The organism is Nostoc sp. NMS8 (genome assembly GCF_017115045.1).
GTDB lineage: Bacteria > Cyanobacteriota > Cyanobacteriia > Cyanobacteriales > Nostocaceae > Nostoc.
In genome coordinates, this window is record NZ_JABXKK010000116.1 from 93,602 (window position 1) to 109,751 (window position 16,150).

At 45.6% G+C, this 16,150-nt stretch carries 12 protein-coding genes and 1 pseudogene; all 13 read left to right on the forward strand.

Annotated features, from left to right (window positions below):
- The first annotated feature begins 56 nt into the window (after nt 1–56).
- The 13 genes and pseudogenes from HWQ39_RS31375 (at nt 57) to HWQ39_RS31435 (ending at nt 16,119) form a co-directional block, all read left to right on the forward strand.
- Nucleotides 57–854: an HAD family hydrolase gene (locus HWQ39_RS31375; protein WP_292853860.1), complete on the forward strand. Its 798-nt coding sequence runs from the start codon at nt 57–59 to the stop codon at nt 852–854.
- 50 nt (nt 855–904) lie between these two features.
- Nucleotides 905–1,653, forward strand: a pseudogene (locus HWQ39_RS31380) (Uma2 family endonuclease).
- Between the two features lie 345 nt (nt 1,654–1,998).
- A complete protein-coding gene (locus tag HWQ39_RS31385) occupies nt 1,999–2,166 on the forward strand; it encodes a hypothetical protein (RefSeq protein ID WP_292853861.1) in 168 nt (55 codons plus the stop codon).
- Nucleotides 2,167–2,386: 220 nt separating this feature from the next.
- The gene (gene rpsB / locus HWQ39_RS31390) at nt 2,387–3,181 is read left to right on the forward strand and encodes a 30S ribosomal protein S2 (protein ID WP_179068989.1); all 795 of its coding nucleotides are present in this window, start codon (nt 2,387–2,389) and stop codon (nt 3,179–3,181) included.
- A gap of 245 nt (nt 3,182–3,426) precedes the next feature.
- Nucleotides 3,427–4,371: a translation elongation factor Ts gene (tsf, locus tag HWQ39_RS31395; protein WP_292853862.1), complete on the forward strand. Its 945-nt coding sequence runs from the start codon at nt 3,427–3,429 to the stop codon at nt 4,369–4,371.
- Between the two features lie 224 nt (nt 4,372–4,595).
- The gene (locus HWQ39_RS31400) at nt 4,596–5,438 is read left to right on the forward strand and encodes a hypothetical protein (RefSeq protein WP_292853863.1); all 843 of its coding nucleotides are present in this window, start codon (nt 4,596–4,598) and stop codon (nt 5,436–5,438) included.
- Between the two features lie 130 nt (nt 5,439–5,568).
- Complete coding sequence (gene recG, locus HWQ39_RS31405; RefSeq protein WP_292853864.1) at nt 5,569–8,070, forward strand: ATP-dependent DNA helicase RecG; 2,502 nt, start codon at nt 5,569–5,571, stop codon at nt 8,068–8,070.
- A gap of 611 nt (nt 8,071–8,681) precedes the next feature.
- Nucleotides 8,682–10,016 (forward strand): LLM class flavin-dependent oxidoreductase, encoded by a 1,335-nt coding sequence (locus HWQ39_RS31410; RefSeq protein ID WP_292853865.1) that lies wholly within the window; start codon nt 8,682–8,684, stop codon nt 10,014–10,016.
- A gap of 741 nt (nt 10,017–10,757) precedes the next feature.
- Nucleotides 10,758–11,636 carry an ABC transporter permease gene (locus HWQ39_RS31415; RefSeq protein WP_292853866.1) on the forward strand — a complete coding sequence of 293 codons (879 nt, stop codon included), beginning with the start codon at nt 10,758–10,760 and terminating at the stop codon, nt 11,634–11,636.
- Nucleotides 11,623–12,405: an ABC transporter ATP-binding protein gene (locus HWQ39_RS31420; RefSeq protein ID WP_292853867.1), complete on the forward strand. Its 783-nt coding sequence runs from the start codon at nt 11,623–11,625 to the stop codon at nt 12,403–12,405. Before HWQ39_RS31415 ends, HWQ39_RS31420 begins: the two co-directional genes overlap by 14 nt.
- Nucleotides 12,402–13,457: a hypothetical protein gene (locus tag HWQ39_RS31425; protein ID WP_292853868.1), complete on the forward strand. Its 1,056-nt coding sequence runs from the start codon at nt 12,402–12,404 to the stop codon at nt 13,455–13,457. The genes HWQ39_RS31420 and HWQ39_RS31425 overlap by 4 nt, the downstream gene beginning before the upstream one ends.
- A 225-nt stretch (nt 13,458–13,682) precedes the next feature.
- Nucleotides 13,683–14,735, forward strand: a complete 1,053-nt coding sequence (locus tag HWQ39_RS31430) for a PhnD/SsuA/transferrin family substrate-binding protein (RefSeq protein ID WP_292853869.1) — start codon at nt 13,683–13,685, stop codon at nt 14,733–14,735.
- A gap of 28 nt (nt 14,736–14,763) precedes the next feature.
- Nucleotides 14,764–16,119, forward strand: a complete 1,356-nt coding sequence (locus tag HWQ39_RS31435) for an LLM class flavin-dependent oxidoreductase (RefSeq protein WP_292853870.1) — start codon at nt 14,764–14,766, stop codon at nt 16,117–16,119.
- Nucleotides 16,120–16,150: the final 31 nt, after the last annotated feature.

Consider the following 16,150-nt stretch of genomic DNA (forward strand, 5'->3'; position numbering starts at 1 on the left):
ATCAATGCCATCTTGCTGTATGATTAATATTTTTTACAGCTTTTTACAAACCGCCTATGTCCAGACATCTGAGCCTTCCTGCCCTGTCTGAGATTTCATCTGCTTCCTTGAGCAATATTCGTCTGATAGCCACAGATATGGATGGCACTCTGACTAGAGGAGGAAAATTTACTTTTGCACTGCTGCAAGCTTTAGAGGATTTAGCCGCAGCTGACATTAAAGTTCTGATTGTTACAGGACGTTCGGCTGGGTGGGTGAGTGGATTGAGTAGCTTGATGCCAGTAGCAGGTGCGATCGCAGAAAATGGCGGTTTGTACTTTCCACCAGGGAACCAGAAACCAGTAGTCTTAACACCCATTCCTGATTTAGCTCAACATCGCCAGCATTTGGCTACCACTTTTGAGAATTTACAAACTAAATTTCCCCAAATTCAAGAATCTACTGATAATCGCTTTCGCCTCACCGACTGGACTTTTGATGTTGCTGGTTTGCGTCAAGACGAACTACAAACCCTAGATCATCTCTGTCAACAAATGGGCTGGGGATTTACATATAGCAACGTGCAGTGTCACATTAAACCCCAAGATCAAGAGAAAGCTGTGGGATTGTTGCAGGTATTACGTGAATATTTACCCCAGTACTCAACAGAACAAATTGTCACTGTTGGCGATAGCCCCAATGATGAAAGTTTATTCGATCGGCGTTATTTTCCTGTTTCTGTAGGCGTAGCTAACGTGCTGGAATATTTGAATCAGTTGAAATATCAGCCTGCTTACATTACCACTGCTGCCGAAGGGGAAGGATTTTGTGAGTTATCTAGTTATATTTTGCAAAGCTTGCATATCTCAAGTTAGGAAGAACTAAAGTTGTTCTACAATAATCTCGTAGCACTGATTTTACAACCATGACTGCTACTTTACCTGTTAGTGTCGAATCAGAAATATTTTACCCCAGTGCTGATGGTCAACCAGTAGCAGAAACCTACGACCACCTTTATGCCTTACTAACTACCTTAGAAGTCCTGAAAGAGTATTTGGCAAATCGTCAGGCAACAGTATTAGGAAATCAATTTCTTTACTATGCACAGGGTTTTCCCAAATTGCGGGTAGCCCCAGATGTCATGGTGATTTTTGATGTCACATCCGGCGGTCGGGACAACTATAAAATCTGGGAAGAGGGTCAAGTACCCACAGTTATTTTTGAAATGACATCCTTTGGGACAAAGGGACAAGACGAAATCTTCAAAAAGACCCTCTATAAGCAGCTAGGTGTTAAGGAATACTGGCTATTTGATCCGAAAGGCGAGTGGGTGGAACAACAGCTACGTGGCTATCGCCTGCGGGGAGAAATCTACGAAACTATAGAGGATGGGCGCAGTGAACCGTTACAACTGCGCTTGGTGATTGAGGGAAGGCTAATTGGATTTTACCGAGAGGATACAGGGGAAAAATTACTGATCCCTGATGAACTGGCACAGGCTTTAAGGCAGGAAGTTATAGCAAGACAGCAGGCAGAAGAACTGGTAGAACAAGAACGCCAACGAGCAGAACAGGCAGAATAGAATTGCAAATAGAACAATTAAAGGCGAGGTTGCGTTCGCCCTTGGCGTTGGCGCAGCCATCGCTCAATGTAGACCCTGATACTATTGAGTAACATACAGACCCCTGCCCACAAATTTGCCAAGGAAACAATTTGTTACCTGTGTCCTTGCCACATTTATTACTTTAGACGGAATACAATATATAAACGTCCAAAGCGTTTCAATCTTTTAAGTCTCAACAATACTGGTTTGATTGAGAATATTGTTTTATACAGTCATTTCCAAGAAAAACTTAGTTAAAGGATAAATAAACCGCCATCTCTTTCAGTACTCAGATACGCTAAGAGACTAAATAGATACTTCCAAGATAGGTTAGCGTTTTATTTCCCACTTCCATTAGAAAGTCCAAGGCTAATGTCGAGTCAAGAATTTACCTTTAAATACTGAGGTATAAAATTATGCAAGAAATTGAAAGATTCTTTGGCAACTTGTTCAGTGGCATAATCAACCGCTTTAAGTATTCTGCAATGGACGCTGCCGATCGCAAAATGAGAGAAACTATCGACGATCAGATCGAACAACGGCGACAAAAACCCAAACCCAAGGAGCAAGAAGATCGCGATTAGATGTTTAAAACAGCAAGATTTTCAAATACAAGCATAGCGTTGCCCAGTTGTTGAGTTGGCAACGCTATTTTTTGCCCTTACTCTGTCAACCAGCTACAACACTTCGGAATATGCTAACCTAGTATGGTTAACTAATCTCGCACATCTAAGAATTCGGGTGTTTCCCAGTTGGGAAATACACTTGGATGGAGGTTTAACCCGAATCGGAGTTGAAAAATATATGCCAGTAGTTTCATTGGCTCAGATGATGGAGTCAGGGGTTCACTTTGGGCATCAGACCCGGCGTTGGAACCCAAAAATGTCTCCTTACATTTATACTTCCCGCAATGGTGTGCATATTATCGACTTGGTGCAAACTGCCCAGTTGATGGATAATGCTTACAACTACATGCGATCAAACGCAGAACAAGGGAAGAAATTTCTTTTTGTCGGTACCAAGCGCCAAGCAGCTGGAATTATTGCCCAAGAAGCCAGCCGTTGTGGTTCCCACTACATTAACCAACGCTGGTTAGGTGGAATGTTGACCAACTGGGCAACTATCAAAACACGGGTAGACCGCCTGAAAGATTTAGAACGCCGTGAAGAAACTGGCGCACTAGATTTATTGCCGAAAAAAGAAGCATCAATGCTACGTCGGGAAATGACGAAGCTTCAGAAATACTTGGGCGGCATTAAAACAATGCGGAAAGTGCCCGATATTGTGGTAATTGTAGACCAACGGCGGGAATATAACGCAGTTCAAGAATGCCAAAAGCTGAATATTCCCATTGTGTCCATGTTGGATACAAACTGTGACCCAGATGTAGTAGATATCCCCATCCCCGCAAACGACGATGCGATCAGATCAATTAAGCTGATAGTCGGAAAATTGGCGGATGCCATTTATGAAGGTCGTCACGGTCAGCTGGAGGCTGAAGAGTATGACGAAGATTACGACGGTGGTGAGTATGACGATGACTACGAAGAAACCGAATATACTGATGCCGTAATCCCCGACGAGGAAACAGAAGAATAGTACTGAGTGAAGAGTGCTGAGTGCTGAGTGCTGAGTAAGATAGAAAGACACAGGAAATTGAATAGTCCTGAGTCTTGATTTTTGAAGTTGTAAGTTGTGATTTGTCAATGAAGAATAAAATTGATAACTGAACACTCAAAACTCAGCACGGGCTAAACGCCCTGCTAACGCTAACAAAACTCAGTACTCAGTACTCAATTAGGTGAGCGATTACAACTCGAGGTCAAGTTAGGAATTGAGGCAACATGGCGGAAATATCTGCAAAACTCGTCCAAGAGCTACGCCAAAAAACTGGTGCCGGCATGATGGACTGCAAAAAGGCGCTGATAGAGAATGATGGCAACATAGAAGAAGCCATAGACTGGCTAAGAAAAAAGAACTTAGTTTCAGCTGGCAAAAAAAGCGATCGCATTGCGGCAGAAGGTCTGGTAGAAACTTACATTCAGCCTAGTGGTCAAGTCGGAGTACTCATAGAAGTCAACTGTCAAACAGACTTTGTTGCTCGTAACGAGGCTTTTAAAGCTTTAGTTAAGAACCTAGCAAAGCAAGCAGCGACAGCTGATAGTGTTGAGTCTTTGCTAGCTCAACTCTATATTGAGAATCAAAGCGGGACTGTAGAAGAATTCATCAAGCAAAGTATTGCCACTCTTGGTGAAAATATCCAAGTGCGTCGCTTTGTTAATTTTGCAATAGCAGAAGGCACACAAGGTGTAGTAGACAGCTACATTCACACTGGGGGTCGAGTTGGTGTCTTAGTAGAACTAGGTTCCCAAACTGAGTCGGTGGCTGCTAATTCAGAGTTCCAAACCTTGGCACGCAACGCTGCAATGCAAGTTGCGGCTTGCCCAAATGTCGAGTACGTAAGCGTAGACCAAATCCCTGCCGAAGTTGCCCAAAAGGAAAAAGACATTGAATTGGGAAAGGATGATTTGGCGAACAAGCCAGATAACATCAAAGAGAAAATTGTTCAGGGACGGATTGATAAACGCCTAAAAGAATTGGCTTTGCTCGATCAGCCTTACATTCGCGATCAGAGTATTTCTGTGGAAGACCTCTTGAAGCAAGCGAAGGCGCAATTAGGCGAAGAGATTAAAGTAACTCGCTTTGTCCGTTATATACTTGGCGAAGGCATTGAAAAGCAAGAAATTAGCTTTGCTGATGAAGTCGCTGCACAAATTGGCAGTGTCTAGTTATTTAATCATTAGTCATTAGTCATTAGACTCTGGATAAATGACTAATGACAAAACAGGTCAGGCTATTTGCTTGACCTGTATTTTATTTATTAGAGACGTGAAATCTCGCATTTAATTTAAAATCTAAAAATTTAAAATCTAAAATTCTCTGGAAAGTTATCCTAAAATAAATTTGTACATTTGTACTATGTAATAGTTCAGATGGGCAAGAACGAAAATATATGGCAAGAGCAATCGAGCGAATTGAGCAGGATATTGCAGCACTGAAAGAAGCGATCCGAGCGATCGCAGTAGAACTACAGACCGCTTATGCTAGTTATCTAGCCACCTTAGGGCTAGCTGTACGAAAACAGTTGATTCTCGCAAGTTACCACCTCTGTACCCAAGGGTATCCCGAAAACTTTCTGCACTTGTCATTGAATCAGCGGCAACAATTGCAACAAGCCATCCGCAAGTTAGGTCAACTGGCGGCTGAACAATTGCTCATTTATATTAAAAGTGAGGAAACTGGGGGAGATGAGGGGGATGAGGGGGATGGGAGAGATGAGGAAAATGTTACTTCCTCATCTTCTGTGACTCTTGACAAGTCTATCTCTGAGCCTCTTACACCCGATACCTCTAATCCTATAGAACTGGCAACATGGCAACAGAAATTAGAAGAGGTAACGCAAGAGATACTGAAAAAACTTTCGCACGATGCTAATCTTTTATTACAAAAAACTGGTATATTACCCAAAAAATTACCAGAACCGATTTTAGCAGCAGCGGCAGCGGCATCAGAAGCATCTGCCGAGGTAATGCCAGGGCCACCAAACTTATTAAACTTAGTAATTGAAATTGAAAATGAGCAGCAGTTAGAAGATTCTGGACTCACACAAATTATGGCTATTAACCTGCGGCTAGGGGAAATTGAATTTGCTGATGTGACACTCTCCTCTGAACGCAGGCAAATCCGCAATATTTTAGTTCAGCTAAACAAGCTAGGACGAGAGTATCAAAAGAAACATCGGGAAAGAGCGATTGCGGAAGCTGAAGCCGCGTGGCGTTCTAGTTGGTTTGAATAAAGTTATGAGTTATGAATTATGAGTTATGAGTTATTTATTCCTAACTCCTCAACGCCACTTGCTACAACGGGGGGAACCCCCGCAACGCAGTGGCTCCTCCTAACTCCCTAACTTCTAACTCTGCTGACCAATGACTAATGAAAAACCAGATTGGATACGATTGCATAAAGCCTTGGCAATAGAAGCTGAACATGGCTTTACAGACTTGGTGGGCAGACAATATCGTTTCAGTGAATTTTTGAGCCTAACTTTGGGCAAATTCCCAACAGGCTTACCCCAAACTGAACGCCGCCGTTGGCAAGGACTGGCGGTACAATTTGCCAGTTATCCACATCTAGAATTGGAAGAAAGACAACACTTAGTAGCTGAAACTCGCAGGTATCTATCACAACTACAGCAAGAGGAGGGGAAGCAGGGAGCAGGGAGCAGGGAGCAGGGGGCAGGGAAGAGGGAGCAGGGAAGAATTAATCAATTAAAAATTCAAAATCCGAAATCTTCAATTGTTGCTGAGGTGAGTCGGAGACTTGCACCAACAATTGAGCAAAAACTCAGTGATTTGCCAGAAATAGGTTTTAAAAAAGCTGATAATTTAGCACGGCTTGGTTTACACACCGTCCGCGACTTGCTTTTTTACTATCCTCGTGACCATATTGATTATGCGCGTCAGGTAAATATCCGTGAGTTACAGGCGGGTGAGACGGTGACAATAGTGGCAACAGTGAAGCGTTGCAACTGCTTTACTAGCCCGAAAAATCAGAAATTATCAATTTTAGAACTTGTAGTAAAAGATAATAGCGGTCAAATCAAAATTGGTCGTTTTTACGCAGGTACGCGCTTTAGCAGTCGCGCTTGGCAAGAAAGTTTAAAACGCCGTTATCCAGTCGGTAGTATTCTGGCGGCGTGTGGGTTAGTGAAAGAAAGTAAATATGGCTTGACACTGGATAATCCCGAACTAGAGGTTTTGGCAAATCCAGGAGATTCGATTGAGTCGCTAAATATTGGGCGGGTAGTGCCAATTTATGGACTGACTGAAGGCGTGGTGGCCAATACAGTACGACAAGCGGTAATTACTGCTTTGCCTGCTGCGGCTAACTTGAAAGACCCTTTGCCAAGTGGTTTGCGCCAGAAGTATGGTTTGATGGAATTGAAAGATGCGATCGCTAATATCCATTTTCCTAGTGATAGCACCGCCCTACAAGTTGCCCGTCGTCGCCTAGTCTTTGATGAATTTTTCTATCTGCAACTTGGTTTACTGCAACGTCAACAGCAAGCAAGAGCGATTCAAACTAGCGCCATCCTCGTCCCACGCGGTCAACTTGTAGAGAAATTCTACGAAATACTGCCTTTTCAACTCACTGGCGCACAGCAACGAGTCCTTAACGACATTCTTAACGACTTGCAAAAACCTGTACCAATGAATCGTTTGGTGCAAGGCGATGTCGGTTCTGGGAAAACAGTTGTTGCCGTGCTAGCTATCCTCGCAGCAATTCAATCTGGCTACCAAGCGGCGCTGATGGCTCCCACAGAAGTTTTGGCAGAACAACATTATCGCAAGCTAGTTAGTTGGTTTAATCTCTTGCATTTACCAGTGGAATTGCTGACAGGTTCCACCAAAGCTGCTAAACGAAGACAAATACATTCTCAATTAGGAACTGGTGAATTACCCCTATTGGTGGGAACCCATGCCTTGATTCAAGACCCTGTAAACTTCCAACAGCTAGGGTTAGTAGTGATAGATGAACAGCATCGCTTTGGGGTAGAACAACGCGCGCGTTTGCAGCAAAAAGGCGAGCAACCCCATGTCTTAACGATGACAGCTACCCCAATTCCTAGAACCTTGGCACTGACAATACACGGGGATTTGGATGTCAGCCAGATTGATGAGTTACCGCCAGGACGGCAAAAGATTCAGACAACAGTATTGTCAGGTCAGCAACGCAACCATGCTTATGACCTCATCCGCCGAGAAATTGCCCAAGGTAGACAAGTTTATGTGGTTTTACCTTTGGTAGAAGAATCAGAGAAACTGGATTTGCGATCGGCTGTTGATGAGCATCAAAAGTTACAGGAAAGCGTTTTTCCCGACTTTCAAGTGGGGCTGCTGCATGGTCGGATGAGTTCAGCTGAAAAAGACGAATCTATTACCAAATTCCGTGATAACCAAACACAGATTTTAGTTTCCACTACCGTTGTTGAAGTTGGTGTAGACGTACCGAATGCTACGGTGATGCTCATTGAAAATGCGGAACGATTTGGCTTATCACAACTGCACCAACTGCGGGGGCGTGTCGGTCGTGGCGCGGCTCAGTCTTACTGTCTGTTGATGAGCAGTTCCAGAAGTCCTGATGCTCAACAACGTTTGAAGGTATTGGAACAATCTCAGGATGGTTTTTTCATTTCTGAGATGGATATGCGTTTTCGTGGGCCAGGGCAAGTACTGGGAACTCGTCAATCAGGTGTGCCAGATTTTACCTTAGCGAGTTTGCTTGAAGATGAAGAAGTTTTACTTTTAGCGCGGCAAGCAGCAGAAAAAATTATAGAGATGGATGCAACTTTAGAGCGTTGGTATTTGATGAAAGAAGAGTTGAAGTATCGGTATGAGCGATTGATGGGTGGGGCAATTTTAACCTAAGGGAACTCCAAGAAAGAAATTATCCAATATTGTAAGGTGGGCATCTGTCTTAACTTGACCGAACAAGACAAAAGTAAAAAGTTAACGTGACGTGAGTTCGACAGACCTCTCCCTGCCTTGAACTAAAGTTCAAGTCTGTCCCTCTCCGACTCGGAGAGGGACAGGTTTTGCGTAGTAAAACCAGGGAGAGGTCTTTTGGATGGACATGATATGACCCAATACGCTTGGGTTAAGGCTAAAACTCTTTGTCAAATCCAATTATTTTTTAACGTAGACGCGGCGCAGGCTACCGCCAAGGACGCCAAGGACGCAAAGAGAAGAAAGAAATACTTAACTGAACTGTATTGTGATGTGACCAGTCGAACTCACGTTAAATTTATTTATGGAACGAAATAAAAACATTTATAACGATAGCGCAGCGTTAGCGAGTCATCGAGCGTCGTGGCGTAGCGCGATCGCCTTTGGCATCTCGTAGAAAGAAATAATACATCCTTAATCATTTCCCCTCAATTTATTTATGAGGATTATCTTTTTACTTCTTAATTAAATTCGTTTATTGTATAAACCATTAGTAAAGTGGCGCGTTTAAAACTAATGTCTATGGAGAGCTAATGAGCAGATCAAAGCAATTAAAGCTAGGCGCGTTCATGCGCCCAGTCAGCATACATACAGGCGCTTGGCGCTATCCTGGGGCTTTACCTGATGCCAATTTTAACTTCCCAGCGCTGAAACAATTCATCCAGAAATTAGAGGAGGGCAAATTTGACGCATTCTTCATGGCGGATCACTTAGCTGTGCTAAATATGCCAATCAACGCGCTAAAACGCAGCCACACCGTCACTTCTTTCGAGCCTTTCACTCTGCTTTCTGCCCTCGCCAGCGTTACTGAACACATCGGACTCGTTGCTACTGCTTCCACAACTTACGATCAGCCTTTCCACATTGCCCGTCGGTTCGCCTCTCTTGACCATATCAGCGGCGGCCGCGCCGGCTGGAACATTGTCACCACATCCAATCCAGATGCAGCGCTCAACTTTGGTTTGAAAGAAGAAGTAGAGCATGATGAACGCTACGTGCGCGCTAGGGAATTCTATGATGTTGTAACTGGTCTTTGGGATTCCTTCGCCGACGATGCCTTTATTCGAGATGTGGAATCAGGAATTTATTTCGATCCCGCAAAAATTCACGTTTTGGATCATCAGGGAAAACATCTCTCAGTGCGGGGGCCGTTGAACATCGCTAGACCTGTCCAAGGTTGGCCGGTGATTGTTCAGGCTGGTGCTTCTGAAGCAGGACGGCAATTAGCGGCCGAAACTGCCGAGGTTGTGTTTGCACCTGCTAGTAATCTGGAAGCAGGTAAGGCTTTATTTGCTGATATTAAGAAACGAGCGTGGGCTATTGGACGCGACCCAGAAAGCATCAAAATTCTTCCAGGTGCTTTGGTCATCGTAGGCGAAACTGTGGAAGAAGCGATCGCCAAGCGTGCCCATTTAGATAGTCTAGTACACTATGACAGTGGTATTGCTAGTCTGAATGGCGCACTTGGCTACGACGTTTCGAGCTTCGATCCAGATGGCCCATTGCCGGAAATTCCGCAGACTAACGCCGGACAAAGTTCTCGCGAACGAGTAGTGGCGGTGGCGCAACGTGAGAAGTTAACCATTAGACAGCTGGCTCAACGCGTCGGCAGTTACGGCGGACTGGCGTTTGTCGGCACGCCCCAAACCATAGCCGATGACATGGAGCAATGGCTGACTGAGGAGGGGTCTGACGGTTTCAACATCATGTTCTCTTATCTGCCTGAAGGATTGAATGATTTTATAGACAAGGTTATCCCAGAACTCCAACAGCGTGGAATCTTTCGTAAAGAGTATGAAGGTAACACTCTGCGCGAAAATCTGGGACTAACCCGCCCCATCAACCGTTTTTTCAAGTCTGATAGTTAGTCTACGATTTTAACAGCTTAGTTTTTCGTCATGAGTGCGATCGCTACTCTTTCAGGATTTACGCACAGACTACAATCATTACAGCCTAGTTTTTGTCATAAGTGCGATCGCTACTCTTTATCTCACGCAATAAATTTGACCAAAATTCCTAAAAAGTTTTATTTTAATAAAATATCAGACTTTACAATCACATCGCCCCGAAAGGGGATGGAAACTGCTCACAGTAACCGAGATTGGAGAACCTGTTCGAGCTTTACGATCGCACCACCCCGAAAGGGGATAAAAAAGGTTGAAATAGCCAGTGCAATGTTTCGCTTACTTAATTGAAGTCAGCCGATGTCTACGACGAGCTATGCCTACTGCCTGATAATGCTGATAAACAAAACTGGAAAATAGCTGACTTTTGATTCACAGCGATCGAAATTTTGAAGCCATTGCCTAAATGCGTTAACGCAACTTAACCTTCGCACAGCGTCTCGTAGAAAAGTTATCGCTCCAACATCTCTGCTTTCAACCTTGAATCTTTGTTGCAAAAAGACATTAAAACAAATTGACAACTTGTACAAAATTTGGGATTATCAATCTACGACAATCCGATAGATTTTTAGTAGATTAAGATTTATCTGGATCTCAAGGCGAAAGCACCGATCTCGCCAAAGTAGGAAAATCTTTTTTTGGAAATCATCTTTATTCCGTATCAGATTATCTTAATTCAGCATAAATAAAATTCAGGTTTTTATCGTGAGTGCTTTCGATTCAAGCGGGGTTCAACCAGACGTAGAACTATTCGATCAACCACTAGTGCTTGTCGATCTCAGCGCCAGAAGCAAGCGATCGCCCTGGCATGAGGTCTGGGATCTTTGGCGTGGTCGGCTGCTGAGAGTAGCCAGCCCAGCATTGATTATCATCCTCTGGCAGATGGTTTCGGTATTTGGCATCGTCCCACCGCAGATTCTCCCGTCTCCGACGGATATTTTAGCGGCATTTGCAGAGTTAATCAGACTCGGCGACCTCCAAGAAGCACTACCAACTTCCTTATCGCGTTCCTTAACCGGTCTAGCCATCGGCGGCACGATTGGTCTGGGGCTGGGGCTATTTGCTGGACTTTGGCGGATTGGTGAAGAAATCTTTGATGCCCCACTCCAGATGTTGCGGACGATTCCATTTATTGCCCTCGTTCCACTATTCATCACTTGGTTTGGCATCGATGAGACAGCCAAGATTATTGTGATTACTGTTGCCACTATCTTTCCGATTTATTTAAATACCTACGCAGGTGTTCGCGGTGTTGATCCCAAACTCTTAGAAGCTGCTACCGTCTTCGGACTCTCGCGCCAGGAGACAGTGCGCCATGTAATCCTCCCGACCGCATTACCTTCCATTTTGGTTGGTCTACGCTTCTCCGCCGGAACCTCCTTACTGGCGCTAGTTGTAGCCGAGCAAATCAATGCGCGATCGGGCATCGGCTATATCCTCAACAATGCCAACGCTAACCAGCGAGCCGACATCATCATTGCAGGCATCATCGTCTATGCAGTGCTTGGCATTACCAATGATGTTGTGATGCGTCTAATTGAACGGCTAGCTCTACCTTGGAGGCCTAACATTGTCCTTAGTTAATCACATTTACACACCAACCCAAATTAGCTCGTCCCACGCGGTTGAACTCACCAACGTCCGCCGCATCTTTGGCAAACGGGTTGTTCTCGACGGTATTCATCTGACAATCCGTCCCGCAGAATTTGTTGCAGTGCTTGGCACCTCCGGTACTGGTAAAACTACACTGCTGCGTCTGTTATCGGGACTTGACAGAAGCGATGGCGGGTCAGTTCGAGTCGCGGCAAACCGCGCAGTTGTTTTCCAAGAGCCACGGCTCATTCTTGCCAAACGAGTTTGGGAAAATGTGGTATTGGGACACAAAGGACGTGGCGCACGCCGAGATGCAGTGCAAGCTTTGGAGGAAGTCGGACTTCGCAACCATGTTGATGCTTGGCCTAAAACCCTCTCCGGTGGGGAAGCTCAACGTGTGGCCCTGGCTAGAGCCTTGGTAAGAGAGCCGAGTCTGCTACTTCTCGACGAGCCATTCGCTAGCCTTGATGCCCTGACTCGGATCAAAATGTACGAACTAGTCGCTCAACTCTGGGAACGCCACCATCCTGCTGTCGTTCTCGTCACCCACGATGTTGACGAAGCAATCCTACTTGCCGATCGCATTCTGGTACTGGCAAACGGCTCAGTCGGCCTTGATTTAACAGTCAATGTGGACAAACCCCGCGATCGCGCCGATCCGGCTTTTGTAGCTCTCCGCGTTCGCCTCCTGGCAGAACTCGGCGTATTACCAAACCACATCATCGAAAATACAGTTGTGTCGAACTGGAGGCAATCATGATTCGCCGACGTAAAGTTCTCGTATCCCTTGGCGTACTGACTGCGGGAGCGATCGCCAGCTGCCGCGATCCTTCCAAAAGCGAAAGTGGCAAAACTTCAGTCACAGCTAGACCTGTGAGTTCTAGCACTGGGCGAGTCAAGCTGATTGTCGGACAACAGGATAACGCCTTACAAGAAACTGTCGCGGCCTCTGGAGTGCTAGAAGGATTGCCCTTCGATCTGCAATGGGCAGTGATTCCGGGGCCTGCTGCCCAGTTAGCTGCACTCTATTCCAAAGCGATCGATGTCGGTTTGGTGGGTGACAGTACGCTGATTGTAGAACAAGGTAATGCAAAATTTGAATGGACAGAGGAAACCGCCCCTATCCAGAACGTGGCTTATCGGAAGAACCCCGATCCAGCATACCGATCCACCATCACTGCTGTACGCAACAGTGCCAATATCAAGACATTGGCGGATCTCCGGGGTAAAAAATGGGTCTCAAATTTTGGTGGGATCAATTATTTCATGTACGTTTTGTCACGAATCGAAGCGGGGCTGAAAGTGACAGATATCAACTATATACAACTCATTGACGGAGCTGCTGCTGGTTCTGCATTTAAAGCAGGTCGTGCTGATGTGTTTTCAGGAAGCGTCGGCACGATTAAGGAAGCCCTAGATAGTGGTGAAGCGCGGATTTTGCTTCACGCAGAGGATCTAGGAATGTTCGCTGGTGGTGCTTTCACAGCCCGCACAGATGTCATTCGCGATCCAGATAAGAGCAAGGCATTGGCTGAGTTCTTCGAGCGAGTTCGCAAGCACTACGACTGGTATGCCAAAAATCTCGATGTCGTCGAAAAGATTTATATCGAGAAACGCAAGCAAAAGCCCAAGTTAGCAAAATATTTCGCTCCTCAAGGCTTTGCCGCATTTTTTCCCGTTAATGATGATTTGCTCAAGCGTAACCAAAATCTTGCCGATAGATTGTTTCAAGCGGGAGAGATTTCTAAAAAAATCGATGTCAGCGTTCATAACACCCGGAAGTTCAACTCGGCAACAGTACCATCTGCATGAGCAAATAATTACTAATTAACTGGTTCCCAGCCTAGAGGCTGGGAAACCATTCTGGGAGGCTCCGCCTTCTCTTTCTTGACTGGAGGCAGAGCCTCTGGAAATACATTCCCAGGCTGGAGGCTGGGAACGAGGTTACACAAGCTTTTAATTTGACCAATCATTTACAACTACACCTAATTATGTACGTACAGCCAAACTTGTGGAGTGTTGAACTGGAGACCACTGATGAGATTTAACAGACGGCGCACTCTTATATCTCTGGGAGCATTTACTGTTGGAGTACTTGCTAGCTGCCGCGATCTTTCCAAAAGCGAAAGTGATAAAGCTTCAGTCACAGCCAAACCTGTGAGTTCTAGCTCAGACCGACTCAAGCTGATTGTCGGTTTACAAGATAACGCCTTACAAGAAACCGTAATCGCATCTGGGGTGCTGGATGGATTACCATTCGATTTGCAATGGGCAATTATTCCTGGCCCTGCCGCGCAACTTTCGGCACTCTATTCTAAAGCCATTGATGTCGGTTTGTTGGGTGACACTTCATTAATCATTGAGCAAGGCCGGGCAAAAACCGAATGGACGGAGGCGAATATCCCTCTCCAGATCGTGGCTTTGTGGAAGAACCCCGATCCATCATTTCGGACGTATGTCACAGCCGTGCGTACCAGCGCCAATATTAAGACACTCGCAGATTTGCGTGGCAAGAAATGGGCTTCCAATTTTGGGGGATTAAATTATTTAACATACGTTTTGTCGCGGAGCAAAGCAGGGTTGAAGCCTACTGATATCGAACCTGTGATGCTTGTTGACGGCTCGGCGGCCGCGGCGGCCTTCACATCAGGCCGTGCTGATGTGTATTCAGGGAGTTTGGGCGCGATCAAGGAAGATGTTGATAGCGGTAAATCCCGTGTTTTAGTATATGGAGAAGACCTCGGAATTTTAGGGGCTACTGCTTTCGCGGCGCGCAACGATGTGATTGGCGATGCTGATAAGAGCAAAGCACTGGCTGAATTTTTAACCCGATTACGCACTCACTGGTCTTGGTTTGCCAAAAACCTTGATGTTGTGGAAAAGATTTACGTCGAGAAACGCAAGCAGACACCCAAACGAGCAAAATACTTCGCTTCAGTAAGTTCAGCAGCATTCGTTCCTATTGATGATCAGCTTGTGAAGCGTCAACAACGTATTGCCGATATCTTGCTGGAATCGGGAGATATCACTAAAAAAATTGATGTCGGTGTTGAGTTGAGCCGGAAGTTCAATTCGGTAACGACTGGCTAATTCGTAATTCGTAATGGGAATCAAGGTAATGACTAATCGTCCTCAATTACACCTGAATTTACTTTTTAATAATGCTGGCAACTATAGCTCGGCTTGGCGTTGGCCTGATAGCGATCCGGGTGCTTTTAATGCGGATGTTCAATATTATGTGCGTACAGCCAAGCTGTGTGAGCGCGGAACTTTCGATGCAGTTTTCCTCGCCGATCATCCTGCTCTTAGCGATCATCCTGAATATCGACCATTTCAATCGCTAGAGCCAACGATCGCTCTGGCGACAGTGGCCGCAGCTACCGAACGCATTGGCTTGATTGCCACAGCATCTACTACATATAATGAACCCTATAATATTGCCCGTCGCTTTGCGTCGTTAGATCATGCCAGTGGCGGCCGCGTCGGCTGGAATGTAGTCACAACGGCTAATGTTGAAGCCGCTCAGAACTTTAGCCAAACCGATGTAGTTTCACATGGCTCACGCTATGAAAGAGCCGGGGAATTTACTGAGGTGGTACAAGCCCTTTGGGATAGTTGGGAGGACGACGCATTCATTGGTGATAAAGCTTCTGCGCGTTTTATCGATACCTCTCGCGTACATAAAATCAATCACCAGGGTAAGTATTTTTCTGTACAAGGGCCGTTGAATGTGCCGCGATCGCCACAGGGTCGGCCAGTTTTGGTACAAGCTGGCGGCTCTGATGATGGCCGAGACTTGGCAGCGAAATATGCAGAAGTGGTCTTTACATCTGCTCAATCGCTACCACAGGCAATTGCTTATGCCAACGATTTGCGTGACCGCGCTAGGAAATTTAAGCGATCGCCAAATTCAATTGTCATCCTACCAGGTCTTGTCACCGTTATTGCCAGTACGGAAGCGGAAGCAAAGCGCCGCGAACAAGAACTTTGGGAACTAGTACCAATTGAATACGGGCTTGGTAGGTTAGCTAATATACTTCAGGTCGAGCCTGAGGTTTTGCAGTTGGACAAGGGTTTGCCTGAGAATTTGCCATTGCCAGTAGATGGGAATCAAACTATGTTCAAAGTTGCAGTTGATGTTGCTAGGCGTGGCAATCTAACTGTGCGCGAGTTGATTAAAGCGCTAGGCGGTGGTGGTACGATGCACCGAATTATTGTTGGAACGCCGGAACAGGTGGCAGATTCCATCGAGGAATGGTTTTTATCGGGTGCAGTCGGTGGGTTCAATGTCGTTCCAGACGTAATCGCCTCAGGGTTGGAAACATTCGTTGATTTTGTTGTGCCAGAGTTGCGCCGTCGGGGTATTTTCCGCACTGAGTATACTGGCCGCACGCTCCGAGAACACTATGGATTGGAAAGGCCAGAGAGCCGATATGCTCGCCAAAAACGTGAGGCTGTTCCGGTGTTCGGTTAAGGCAAGAGACGCGATAAATCGCCGTCTCTAC